Origin of the sequence: Umezawaea sp. Da 62-37 (genome assembly GCF_032460545.1) — a bacterium.
Classification (GTDB): Bacteria; Actinomycetota; Actinomycetes; order Mycobacteriales; family Pseudonocardiaceae; genus Umezawaea.
In genome coordinates this window covers 5,925,481-5,937,878 of record NZ_CP135965.1, presented here as the reverse complement: position 1 = coordinate 5,937,878, position 12,398 = coordinate 5,925,481, and the positions used below count along the sequence as shown (strand labels likewise).

Below are 12,398 nucleotides of genomic sequence, written 5' to 3'. Positions count from 1 at the left end.
TCGGCGGTCACCGCGCTAGATGGCGTGCGAGGGCGCCCAGAGGTCGATGCCGGATTCGACGGCGTGCTCGTCGATCCCGGCGATCTCGTCCTCGGTCAGCGGCGGCGCGTCCAGCGCGGCCACGTTGTCCTCCAGCTGCCGCACCGAGCTGGCGCCGATGAGCGCCGAGGTGACCCGCGGGTCGCGGAGGGTCCAGGTGAGCGCGAGCTGGGCGAGGGACTGGCCGCGCGAGGACGCGATGTCGTTGAGGGCGCGGACGCGGGACAGGTTCTCGTCGGAGAGCAGGTCCGTCGAAAGCGATTTGCCCTGGGTGGCGCGTGAGCCCTCCGGTACGCCGTCGAGGTACTTGTCGGTGAGCATTCCCTGGCCGAGCGGTGAGAACGCGATGCAGCCCGCGCCGACCTCTTCCAGGGCGTCCAGCAGGTCCGGTTCGATCCAGCGGTTCAGCATCGAGTAGGACGGCTGGTGGATCAGCAGCGGCACGCCCGCCTGGCGCAGCAGTTCGGCTGCCTCGCGGGTCTTCGTCGCGGAGTAGGACGAGATGCCGACGTAGAGCGCCTTGCCCTGCTGGACCGCGCTCACGAGGGCGCCGACCGTCTCTTCCAGCGGCGTCTCCGGGTCGAAGCGGTGCGAGTAGAAGATGTCGACGTGGTCCAGGCCCATCCGGCCCAGCGACTGGTCCAGTGACGCCAGCAGGTACTTGCGCGACCCGTGGTCCCCGTACGGGCCGGGCCACATGTCGTAGCCGGCCTTGGTGGAGATGACGAGTTCGTCGCGGAAGGGGCGCAGGTCGTCGGTCAGCAGGCGGCCGAAGTTCGTTTCGGCGGAGCCGTAAGGCGGGCCGTAGTTGTTGGCCAGGTCGAAGTGGGTGATGCCCAGGTCGAACGCCCGCCGCACGATCGCCCGCCCCGCCTCGTACGGCCGGTCGTCGCCGAAGTTGTGCCACAGCCCCAGGGAGATCGCGGGCAGCTTCAATCCACTGCGCCCCGACCTGCGGTAGCTCATCCGGTCATAGCGCGACTCATCCGGGAGGTAGGCCATGCGTCCACGATGTCACGTCCACCCACCGCGAGCAGCCCGGCGCCCGACCGGAACCGCCGTTCCACGAGCCGAGAACAGCGGCAGGGCCCGGACACCCCCGCGTCCGAGCCCTGCCGTCCCCCTGTTCCAGCACCGGCCCGTGAACCGAATCCCCCTTTTCCGTTCACCGGGCCGGTGCTCTCCCTCCCCTGTGAACATCGTGGCACCGTCACCGGTCGGAATCCATTGGCGTTCCCGCCACTACCGCCGACCAACCGGCGGCCCCACCTCCGCGGGAATCGAACTCGGCCCGCAACTTCCACTCCACGAGCGCCACCGCGGCACCCACTCTGGAGGCGACGCCGAGTTTGAGGATTATCCGACTCACGTGTGCCCGCACGGTGCGCTCGCGAATACCGAGCGCAGTGGCTATCTCCCTATCGGTCTTGTCCTCGGCGACGACCGCGAGAACCTCGTGCTCGCGTTTGCTGAGTGATTCGAAAAGTTTCACGGCACCCCTCCACGGGCGGCGTCGACCGACACCACCACCGAATTGATCGCACGGGTCGCGCTACCCCTGCCGCTCCTCCAGCCCGATCACGGCGGGCGCGGCTCCCGGACTCTCGATGACCAGGCCTGCGTCCTCCGTCGCACTCCCCCTTCGGGACCCCCTCGCGGTCCAGCGCCCGACGTTCGTGCACCACGACGCGGCGAGCCCGGCGGAGAGGACGCAGACGAGCATGATCGCCAGCACCTGGGTCCCGGCCGCCCAGCCGCTCGTGGAGATCACCAGTGCGGCGGCGAGCGCGGTGGTCACGAGCACGTAGACCACGGCCAGTCCCCAGCGCAGGAATTCGGCGGGCGAACTCGCCCGGCCGTTCGACCTCCCGACGATTTCATCGGCGAGCCACTGGAGCGAATCCGCCGCGCTCCCGGATCGATCCGGTGTCGCGTCGACTCCTTCCCCGACCAGCGGATCCAGGGCCTCGGCACCGATCGACGACCGCTTCTCCGATTCGGCCTCGCGCAGATCCGTCCACAGCAGGACGACCCGCCGCACCTGGTTCTCGGGTAATCGACAACCGACGAGGAACGCCTTCACCTGATCGGCCTTCGTCGGCAGCGCGGTGTTCTTCTTGTTGTCGACGAACCGGTACGCGGTGCTGCGCGGGATGTTCGACCGGATGGCGATCTGCGCGGGCGTGAAACCCGATCGGATCTGGACGAGCCGGAGCACCGCGATGAATTCACGCGGGGTGGCCGCGCGCAGTTCGCCGTCCTCCACCGGCACGGCGGGCTGTCCCCCGTCCACCGCCTGGTGGGCCCTGGACGAGATCGACACGACGTTCGACGGCGGACTCCCCGGCCTCGCGCGCTTCCACGCGCCGTGGAACTGGGCGACCGCCGCCTTGTCCGCGCCGCACACCTCGAGGATCCGCCGGTAGAGCGGCCACTCGCCCACCTGCCCCTGCACCGCGTCGCGCACGACCTGCACGGGCTGCCGGCAGTCCCTCGCCACCTCCGGGACGACGAGGCCGGACTGCCTGATCCGGGAGCGCACGGCCCCCAGGAAGACCTCGGCGGGCGACCGCCGTTCGCCATCGACCGGACGCGGTGACGTCATGGCTGTCACACCCCCTGAGTGCGGTGGGTCGGGATCCCCGTGCGGCGAACCCCCTCGGCACGTCTCCGGTCGGGGTGTCGCCGCGTTCCGGCCACCGACCAGCGGCGCCTGTGCGCTCGCAGTCGGCCCTGCTCACGCGGGACTCGTCCTTACCACCGTTCCCCCGCCGGTTCCACGGTGGTGGACGATCGCCGCTGGTCGAGGCGTCGTCCTACGGCCCGACCGACCGTCCAACGCCCCCGTCCCACACCGTCCCAGCGCACTCGCGCCCGCGCTGGGGGCAGCGGGCGCTCCGGTGCCACCGACAGCAGGACGGGGGCGTTTTCCCAGCTCGGAGCCAATCCCATGGCGTCCAACGGGTTGTCGCGGCACCACCGAGGCACTAGGGCGGGTGCGAAAGCGGCCGGAGCGGGAGGGAAGGCTCTCGGCGACCGTCGGGGGAACGGATGCAACGAATGGGGTCACTTCCGCATTAGGGGTGCGAAATCGAGGTCGTCGACGATCGGGAGTGGCCGATGGAGTTCGCTGAATACGTGGCAAGGCAGCGTCCCGCGCTGATGCGGTTCGCCACGGTCCTGACGTGCCGGACATGGCTGGCCGAGGATCTGGTGAGCGACGTGCTGGGCCGGGCGTTCGAGCGCTGGGAGCGGATCTCGGTGATGGCCGAGCCGAACGCCTACGTGCGGCGGATGGTCGTCAACGAGTACCTGTCCTGGCGCAGGAGGCTGACCCGGATGTCACCGCGCGCCGAGGTCGGGCCGATCGCGATCTCCGACGGCGCGGACGAGCGCGCCGAGCGGGACGCGATGATCCGCCGCCTCGCCGGTCTGCCCAGGAAGCAGCGCGCGGCCGTGGTCCTGCGCTACTACGCGGGCCTGTCCGACAGGGAGATCGCCGCGCAGCTGGGGTGCCGGGAACCGACCGTGCGCAGCCAGATCCACCGGGCCCTCAAAGTTCTGCGCGTCGACCTCACCGCCAGCGCCCCCGACTTCCAGGAGACCTCATGAACGACCTGCGCACCCTCCACGACGCCTTCACCGAGCTGGAGCGGCGCGCCGACGCCGCTGCCATGGGCATGGCACCGGCCCCGCGGCCGCGGCGGGCCATGCGGCTGGTACCCGTCGCGGCCACCGTCGTCGCGGTGGCGGGTCTGGTCGCGGGTGTGGTGTTGCTGGTACCGAGCGACTCCGGCACCCAGACCGCAGGCTGGCCGAGCGCCTCGTCGACGGCCGCACCGCCGACGCCGCGCGGCCCGGTCCCCCACTCGCCGGATGAGCTGATCGCCCGGTTCAGGGTGGTGCTCGGCGACACCGCGACGTTCGAGGTGACCCAGGAACACATCATGTCGAACACTCCCGCGCCCTCGAACAGGCCCTCGGAGCCGCCGCCGGAGCCAGGGTCGATCGTGACGCTGTCGCCGCTGTCGCCGGAGGTTCCGGACGCCTCCACCCACGCGATGGTCGGCGGGACCCTGACCTCCGCGGGCGTCACCGGGAGCTTCAGCCTGGTGATGGGTCCCAACGGTTCCGAGCCCGACTCGTGGTGCGGCTACAGCCGCATCGACTGCGACGTCAGCACGCTGCCCGACGGCTCCCGGCTGGCGATCGGGACCGGGCATCGGGCTCCCGGCGCGGTGTCGCACCTGGCGTGCCTCAAGCGGCCCGACGGGACGATGGTCTTGATGCAGATCGGCAACCAGGGGGATCCCTCGGGCGCTGAGATCGGCTCGCCGGGCAGTGATCTCTACGCGCCGCAGGCCCCGCTGACCCTCGACCAGCTGAAGGCGATCGTCACCTCCGACAAGTGGTGACGAGGTTCGTGGTGGATGGCCGGTCACCTCGGTGGCCGGCCATCGGTCGTTCTCGGCCAGGAGGCGATCCGGCTGCGGGGGCGCGGGCGGGTGTCCACCCCGCCCAACGGCGAGCTGGGACCCCTCCGGATCACCGATCCGTCCCCTGGCCAGCGAACCCGCTGGTCAGGGGTGGAGCCGGTGAGGGGACTTGAACCCCTAACCTTTCGCTTACAAGGCGAGTGCTCTGCCAATTGAGCTACACCGGCTTGGCCAGAAGACCTGGGACATCCTAAGCGCCAGCAGTGGGTGCCACCTGCGGCGAACGGTGTGAGCCAAGTGCGACTCGGCTCGTCCGAATGGACCCCTCGTCCCATCCGGAGCAGTGGCCGACGAGCGTGAAACCGCTGCACAGAGCCCTTGACCAGGACCAGTACATGATCAACTCTGCGTGACCGGTTCCCCCTGCCTGGGTAACCCGTTCAGGGGTGGCGGACAACACAAGCGGAAGTGTGCGACGGTCGGCGTGGCGACCTGTTGAGTCGGAGTACGAACCGGAGGAGGTGGCTCGGGGTGAGCCTGGGTCGCGCACGTCCCAGTTGGCTGCGTCGGAGCACGCGGACCAGCGTTGACCAGCCGAAACCGCAGGCCGCGGTGTTCGGTCCGGTGCCGCTGGACGAGTCGACCGTCAACCTGGTGCTGGACCTGGCGCTGCGGGTGGGCGAGGCGGAGCTGGCGAGCGGGGTCGGGGCGGCGGACGTGACGGCCACGATCATCGACGTGACGGCCGCGTATGGCCTTCCCCACACCGAGGTGGACGTGACGTTCACCGCGATCACGGTGTGCTGCCACCGCGGCACCGAGGCCGCGCCGATCACCACGTTGCGGGTGGTGCGGTCGCGCAGCCTGGACTTCACGCGGCTGGCCGAACTGGAGCTGCTGATCGGCCGGATGAAGTCCGGCGCGATCACGCCGCGCGACGCCCACGCGGAGCTGGACCGGATCACCACGGCGCCGCACCCGTACCCGCGCTGGGTCGCCACGGCGGCGTGGGCGGGCATGGCGGCGGGGGTGGCGGTCCTGGTCGGCGGCGGGCCGCTGCTGGCGTTGACGGCGGCGTTCGTGACCGCCGTGCTGGACCGGGTCGGCCGGGTGCTGAACCGGCGGAACCTGCCGTTCTTCTTCCAGCAGGTGGTCGGCGGGGCGCTGGCCACGGGGGCCGCGCTGGTCATGTACGCCACGGACCTGCTGCCGAGCGTGCGGCCGTCGATGCTGGTCGCGGTCGGGATCGTGGTGCTGCTGTCCGGGCTGTCGCTGGTGAGCACCGTGCAGGACGCGATCAGCGGCTACAACGTCACCGCGGCGGGCAGGACGGTGGAGATCGCGCTGCTCACGGCGGGACTGATCTCCGGCATCGCGCTGGCGCTGCGGGCGGGTGTGCAGTTCGGGATCCAGACCTCGATCGCGGAGCCGCTGCCCGCGCTGATCACCGACGTCCCGGTGCAGTTCGCCGCGGGCGCCGCGACCTCGTTCTGCTTCGCCATGGCGAGCTACGCGCAGCCGAGGGCGCTGCTGGTCGCGGCGGTCGCGGGCGCGGTCGGCACGACGTCGTACGGGCTGCTGGCGGTCACCGGGACGAACGCGATCACCAGCTCCGGGGTCGCGGCCGCGCTGGTGGGCTTCGGCGGCGCGGTCCTGTCCCGGCGGCTGCGCATCCCCACGCTGGTCGTGTCCGTGGCGGGCATAGGGCCGCTGCTGCCCGGCTGGACGATCTACCGCGGGCTCTACCAGCTCACCGCCGAAGGCGACTCCGCTGGCCTGTCGACGCTCGTGCTGGCGACCGGCATCGCGCTCGCGCTGGCGGGCGGCGTGGTGCTGGGCGAGCACCTCGCCCGCCCCGTCCGCAGCGGTCTCGGCCGCCTCGAACGGCGGTTCGTGACGCCCCGCACTGCGTCGACTCGGGTGAACCCGGTGTGACGGGTGCTACGCGGGGGCATTCCCCGAGGTACCCGCCCTCTACCCTCAAGCTGGGCGAATCGAATACAGGAGGCGCTTTTCCGGTGAGCAGCATTGGCGAGAACGGTGCGGACTTCCTGGTCGTCGCGAACCGCCTGCCGGTAGACCTGGAACGGTTGCCCGACGGTACCGAACGCTGGAAGCACAGCCCCGGTGGCCTGGTCAGCGCGCTCGAACCGTTCCTGCGGACGCACAGCGGCGCGTGGATCGGCTGGCCCGGTGTCGCCGACGCGGAGGTGGACGCGTTCGAGGAGGGCGGCCTCCAGTTGCACCCGGTGCGCCTGAGCGCCGACGAGGTCCAGGACTACTACGAGGGCTTCTCCAACGGCACCCTCTGGCCGCTCTACCACGACGTGGTCGCGCCACCCGCGTTCCACCGGCACTGGTGGAACGCCTACACGCGGGTCAACCAGCGCTTCGCCGACGCGACCGCGAAGGTGGCCGCGCAGGGCGCGACGGTGTGGGTGCAGGACTACCAGCTGCAACTGGTCCCGGCGATGCTGCGCGAGCAGCGGCCCGACCTGAAGATCGGCTTCTTCCTGCACATCCCGTTCCCGCCCGTCGAGCTGTTCATGCAGCTCCCGTGGCGCACGGAGATCATCCGCGGCCTGCTGGGCGCGGACCTGGTGGGCTTCCACCGCCCCGGCGGCGCGCAGAACTTCCTCTGGCTGGCCCGCCGCCTGGTCGGCCTCGAGCCCAGCCGCGGCGCGGTCGGCGTGCGCACCAAGCCCGGTGTCGTGCAGGTCGGCGACCGCACGGTGCGCGTGGGCGCGTTCCCGATCTCGATCGACTCGGCGGGCCTGGACGCGCTGGCGCGCCGCAAGGACGTGCAGGCGCGCGCCAAGCAGCTCCGCGAAGACCTCGGGAACCCGAAGAAGATCCTGCTCGGCGTCGACCGGCTCGACTACACCAAGGGCATCGACGTCCGGCTGAAGGCGCTGCACGAGCTGCTGGAGGACGGCCGGATCGATCCCGAGGACGTGGCGATGGTGCAGTTGGCCACGCCGAGCCGGGAGCGGGTCGAGCACTACAAGACGATGCGCGGCGACATCGAGCAGATCGTCGGCCGGATCAACGGCGAGTTCGCGCGGGTCGGGCGGCCGGTCGTGCACTACCTGCACCAGTCGGTGAACCGCGAGGAGCTGGCCGCGTTCATGAGCGCGGCGGACGTCATGGTGGTGACGCCGGTCCGCGACGGCATGAACCTCGTGTGCAAGGAGTACGTGGCCACCAGGTACGACCTCGGCGGCGCGCTGGTGCTCAGCGAGTTCGCCGGGGCGGCTTCCGAGCTGACCAGCGCGTACCTGGTGAACCCCCACGACCTGGACGGCGTCAAGAACGCTTTGGAGTCCGCCCTCACCATCGACCCCGCCGAGGGCCGCCGTAGGATGCGCGCCCTGCGACGCCAAGTCCTCACGCACGACGTCGACCGCTGGGCGCGGTCGTTCCTTGAAGCGCTAGGCACGCAGACCTCGGTCTGAATCATTTCAGATCACCTGACCTGTCCCATCTAAAAAAGAGGAGGGGCGTTGACCGCCGAGGCCCTCCCCGCGGACCTGCGCCGAGCGATCGTGCAGCTGGCTCGTACCCCACGCCTGCTGGTGGCGTGCGACTACGACGGGACACTTGCACCGATCGTCGCCGACCCCGAACAGGCCCGACCGATGACCGAGTCGGTGGGCGCGTTGCGTTCGCTGGCCGGACTCCACGAGACCACCACCACAGTCATCTCCGGCCGCGCCCTGCGGGACCTCGCGACACTGTCGCGGCTCCCCTCCGAGGTGCACCTGGTCGGTTCGCACGGCTCCGAGTTCGACGTCGGCTTCGTGCACGCGCTCGACGCCGACGCCAAGGCGCTGCACCGCAGGCTCGAGGCCGAGCTGGAGCAGCTGGTCGACGGCAGCGAGGGCGTCGGGCTCGAGGTCAAGCCCGCCAGCATCGCGGTGCACGTCCGCCGCGCCGAGGCGAGCGTCGGGCAGGCCGTGCTCGACGCGGTCCGCTCCGGCCCGTGCACCTGGGAAGGCGTCCACGTCACCGAGGGCAAGGCCGTCGTCGAGCTCGCCGTCGTGCAGACCGACAAGGGCCACGCGCTCGACGTGCTGCGGCACCGGGTCAGCGCGACCGCCGCGGTCTTCGTCGGCGACGACGTGACCGACGAGAAGGCGTTCGCCCGGCTGTCCGGGCCGGACGTCGGCATCAAGGTCGGCGAGGGCGAGTCCCTGGCCGAGTACACGATCCAGGACACCACCGACGTCGCGACGGTGCTGGCGTTCCTCCTGGAGGAGCGCCGGAACTGGCTGCACGGCGACCAGGCGGTGCCGATCGAGCGGCTGACCATGCTGGCCAACGAGCGGTCCGTCGCCCTGGTCACCCCGGACGCGCGGATCAACTGGCTGTGCCACCCGGAGCCGGACTCGGCCGCGGTGTTCGCGGACCTGCTCGGCGGCCCGGAGGCGGGCCACTTCTCGATCAAGCCCGAGCACGGCTCGCTGCCGCTGGGGCAGCGCTACCTGCCCGGCACCATGATCGTGGAGACCCGGTGGTCCCGACTGCTCGTGTCGGACTACCTGGACCACTACAGCGCCTCGCACCGCACGGACGTGATCCGGCGGATCAGCGGCTCCACCAACGCGGTGATCACGTTCGCGCCGCGACCGGAGTTCGGCCAGGTGCCCGTGCGGCTGCTGCGCGAGCGCGAGGGCCTGCGCGTGGTCGGCACGTCCGACCCGATGGTGCTGCGCTCCCCCGGCGTCGACTGGGAGATCACCTCCGACGGCCTCCAGGAGACCGCCCGCGCGGTCGTCCGGCCGCGCGAGGGGGCGCCGATCCTGCTGGAGCTGCGCTGCGGCACGGACGACCTGTCCGACGCCACGATCAGCGAGTCCGACCGCCGCGAGCGGGCGGGCGCGTACTGGTCGGACTGGGCGAAGACGCTGGACCTGCCGCCGCTGGAGACCGACCTCGTCATGCGGTCGGCGTTGACGCTCAAGGGCCTGGTGCACGCCGAGACCGGCGCGATCATGGCCGCGGCGACCACGTCGCTGCCCGAGGAACTGGGCGGCATCCGCAACTGGGACTACCGCTACTGCTGGCTGCGCGACGCGGCGCTGACCGCGCAGGCGCTGGTGTCGGTGGGCTCCACCTCGGAGGCCGAGGCGTTCCTCGGTTGGGTGCACGGCGTGCTGGCCACGCTGCCCGGCCCGGAGCGGCTGCACCCGCTGTACACGTTGCAGGGCACCATGCTCGGCGCCGAGGCCGTGATCGACACGCTGCCCGGCTACGCGGGTTCCCGTCCGGTCCGCGTGGGCAACCTCGCGAACCAGCAGGTCCAGCTCGACGTCTTCGGCCCCGTGGTCGACCTCGTCGTGAAGCTGGCCGAAGCTCGCGGCGCGGTGACCGACCAGGACTGGCTGATGGTGCAGGCCATGGCCGAGGCCGTCGCGCGGCGCTGGCACGAGCCCGACCACGGCATCTGGGAGGAGCGGCACGCGCCGCGCCACCACGTGTACTCCAAGGTCATGTGCTGGGTCACCATCGACCGCGCGGTGAAGCTGGGTGAGGCCTACGGCCGCGCCATCGACCCGTCGTGGCCGATCCTGCGCGACACGATCTCCACCGACGTGCTGAAGAACGGCTGGAAGGACGAAGCCCAGTCCTTCACCACGGCCTACGACGACTACGACCTCGACGCGGCCTCGCTGCACGTCGGCTTGTCCGGGCTGATCGACCCGGCCGACGAGCGGTTCCAGTCCACCGTCACCGCGATCGAGGCCGAGCTGCGCAGCGGCTCGACCGTGTACCGGTACCGGCGCGACGACGGCCTGCCCGGCGACGAGGGCGGCTTCCACCTCTGCGCGGCCTGGATGATCGAGGCCTACCTGCTCACCGGCAGGCGCACCGAGGCCGAGGAGCTGTTCGCGCAGATGGTCGACGCCGCGGGCCCGACCGGCCTGCTGCCCGAGGAGTACGACCCGATCGCCGAACGCTCGCTGGGCAACCACCCGCAGGCGTACAGCCACCTGGGTCTGATCCGCTGCGCCCAGCTGCTGTCGGCGACCACGTAGCAACCGCTCGCACCTGAGGCCCCCGCAGCGCCACCGCGGGGGCCTCAGGCGTGTTCCGGGGTGGTCGGTGAACCTTTTCGCGTCCCACGCCGTGTTGGGGGTGCCCAGTCGCGCCGGACGTCAGCGAGGACCCGCCATGAACGACGACAGCCGCCACCAGTTCGGTGTCATCCACGTCCGCCGTTCGTCGCGCTCGGCCACCGGCCGCTCGACCGGGCGGAACACCTCCCCCAAGGGCCGCGCGGACGCGACCCGGAGCCGGTAGGGGTCGTCCACGGCAGGTGGGTTCGCGGCGGTAGCGCGAGACCTGCCTGTCCAAGCAGGCGAGCACGGTCGCGGGCGACAGGTCCAGTTGATCGAGCAGGAACTCGTCCTGGTGCACGGCTTCGATCCCGTGTGGTCGTACGTCCTCGGGCCTGGAGTGAGCCGGGGGCATCACCGTGCGCCCGCTCACCGTCGCCACCACGCCACCGCAAAACGAAAGCGGGAGTCACTTCCCCTTGTTCAGCCCCAGCACGTCCAGCGCCGTCAGCAGGTCGTGCGCCACCAGCACCCGCACGCCCTCCGGCAGCGGCCCGGCGTCCGGTGGCACGAGGGCCTTGGTGAAGCCGAGGCGCAGTGCCTCCGCGAGCCGCTTGCCGACGCCGTTGACGCGGCGGATCTCGCCCGCCAGGCCGACTTCGCCGAGCACCACGAGGTCCGCGGGCAGGGCGATCTCGCGTTCGGCGGAAGCCACCGCGAGCACGACGGCGAGGTCGGCGGCGGGTTCGGTGAGCTTCATGCCGCCGACGGTGGCGGTGAACACGTCCTTCTGGAACAGGTTGACCTTGCCGCGCTTCTCCAGCACGGCCAGCGCCATGGCGATCCGGGCGGAGTCCAGGCCGCTCACCGCGCGGCGGGGCGCGGGCAGGTTCGTCTTGGTGACGAGCGCCTGGACCTCGCCGAGCATGGGGCGCTTGCCCTCGACGATCACCGTGACCGCCGTGCCCTCGACGGCCTGGTCGCGCCTGCTCAGGAACAGGCCCGACGGGTCGGGGACGCCGACGATGCCGTCGTCGCGCAGCTCGAAGCAGCCGACCTCGTCGGCCGCGCCGTAGCGGTTCTTGATGCCGCGCAGCAGCCGCAGCGTGGAGTGCCGGTCGCCCTCGAACTGGAGCACCACGTCCACCAGGTGCTCCAGCACCCGCGGACCGGCGATGGAGCCGTCTTTCGTCACGTGGCCGACCAGCACGACCGGCAGGTTGCGCTCCTTGGCCAGCGCGATCAGCCCCGCGGCCACCGCCCGCACCTGGCTCACACCGCCCGACACGCCGTCGACGTTCATCGAGGACATGGTCTGCACCGAGTCGATGATCAGCAGGCTGGGCTTCACCTCGTCCACCTGCCCCAGCACGGCCGAAAGGTCGCTTTCGGCCGCCAGGTACATCTCGCCGTGCAGGTTCCCGGTGCGCTCGGCCCGCAACCGCACCTGCCCCGCGGACTCCTCACCGGTCAGGTAGAGGCTGCGGCCCACCGTGGACGACCACTGGTAGGCGACCTCCAGCAGCAGCGTCGACTTGCCGACACCCGGCTCGCCCGCCAGCAGCACCACCGCACCCGGCACCAGCCCGCCGCCGAGCACCCGGTCCAGCTCGTCCACACCCGTCTTCGTCGCCCGCGCCGACTCGATGTCGACCTCGCCGATCGGCCGCGCCCGCGACGTCGGCGCACCGGCCACGATCCGCGCCAGCGGGGTCGCCGCGCCGCGCTCCTCGACACTGCCCCAGGCCTGGCACTCCGAGCACCGGCCGACCCACTTGGCGAACTCGGTCCCGCACTCCGCGCAGCGGTACTGGGGACGGGGCGCGCGAACCTTGTTTGGCACACCGCAACGCTAGTTGACCCC

The 12,398-nt window shown here is 71.2% G+C and carries 10 protein-coding genes and 1 tRNA gene; 5 read left to right on the top strand and 6 right to left on the bottom strand.

The features are described from left to right. Positions 1-15: 15 nt before the first annotated feature. The 3 genes from mgrA to RM788_RS27285 form a co-directional block, all read right to left on the bottom strand. Positions 16-1,041, bottom strand: a complete 1,026-nt coding sequence (gene mgrA / locus RM788_RS27295; RefSeq protein ID WP_315920279.1) for an L-glyceraldehyde 3-phosphate reductase — start codon at positions 1,039-1,041, stop codon at positions 16-18. A 208-nt stretch (positions 1,042-1,249) separates the two neighbouring features. Then, positions 1,250-1,531 carry a helix-turn-helix domain-containing protein gene (locus RM788_RS27290; protein ID WP_315920278.1) on the bottom strand — a complete coding sequence of 94 codons (282 nt, stop codon included), beginning with the start codon at positions 1,529-1,531 and terminating at the stop codon, positions 1,250-1,252. Between the two features lie 60 nt (positions 1,532-1,591). Further along, the gene (locus tag RM788_RS27285) at positions 1,592-2,644 is read right to left on the bottom strand and encodes a hypothetical protein (protein ID WP_315920277.1); all 1,053 of its coding nucleotides are present in this window, start codon (positions 2,642-2,644) and stop codon (positions 1,592-1,594) included. Positions 2,645-3,159: 515 nt separating this feature from the next. Here RM788_RS27285 and RM788_RS27280 point away from each other — a divergent pair. Next, a complete protein-coding gene (locus tag RM788_RS27280) occupies positions 3,160-3,651 on the top strand; it encodes a SigE family RNA polymerase sigma factor (RefSeq protein ID WP_315920276.1) in 492 nt (163 codons plus the stop codon). Further along, the gene (locus tag RM788_RS27275) at positions 3,648-4,454 is read left to right on the top strand and encodes a hypothetical protein (protein ID WP_315920275.1); all 807 of its coding nucleotides are present in this window, start codon (positions 3,648-3,650) and stop codon (positions 4,452-4,454) included. Before RM788_RS27280 ends, RM788_RS27275 begins: the two co-directional genes overlap by 4 nt. A gap of 172 nt (positions 4,455-4,626) precedes the next feature. Here the strand turns inward: RM788_RS27275 and RM788_RS27270 are convergent. After that, positions 4,627-4,702: transfer RNA gene (locus RM788_RS27270), tRNA-Thr, on the bottom strand. 304 nt (positions 4,703-5,006) lie between these two features. Here RM788_RS27270 and RM788_RS27265 point away from each other — a divergent pair. The 3 genes from RM788_RS27265 (at position 5,007) to otsB (ending at position 10,513) form a co-directional block, all read left to right on the top strand. Then, positions 5,007-6,410 (top strand): threonine/serine exporter family protein, encoded by a 1,404-nt coding sequence (locus RM788_RS27265; protein ID WP_315920274.1) that lies wholly within the window; start codon positions 5,007-5,009, stop codon positions 6,408-6,410. Between the two features lie 83 nt (positions 6,411-6,493). Continuing rightward, positions 6,494-7,930 (top strand): alpha,alpha-trehalose-phosphate synthase (UDP-forming), encoded by a 1,437-nt coding sequence (locus RM788_RS27260; RefSeq protein ID WP_315920273.1) that lies wholly within the window; start codon positions 6,494-6,496, stop codon positions 7,928-7,930. A 48-nt stretch (positions 7,931-7,978) separates the two neighbouring features. Beyond that, positions 7,979-10,513 (top strand): trehalose-phosphatase, encoded by a 2,535-nt coding sequence (otsB, locus tag RM788_RS27255; protein WP_315920272.1) that lies wholly within the window; start codon positions 7,979-7,981, stop codon positions 10,511-10,513. A 120-nt stretch (positions 10,514-10,633) separates the two neighbouring features. On the opposite strand, the gene RM788_RS27250 is transcribed toward otsB, so the two are convergent. Both RM788_RS27250 and radA read right to left on the bottom strand, forming a co-directional pair. After that, positions 10,634-10,789, bottom strand: a complete 156-nt coding sequence (locus RM788_RS27250; protein ID WP_315920271.1) for a hypothetical protein — start codon at positions 10,787-10,789, stop codon at positions 10,634-10,636. 214 nt (positions 10,790-11,003) lie between these two features. Continuing rightward, positions 11,004-12,377 carry a DNA repair protein RadA gene (radA, locus tag RM788_RS27245; protein WP_315920270.1) on the bottom strand — a complete coding sequence of 458 codons (1,374 nt, stop codon included), beginning with the start codon at positions 12,375-12,377 and terminating at the stop codon, positions 11,004-11,006. Positions 12,378-12,398 lie beyond the last annotated feature (21 nt).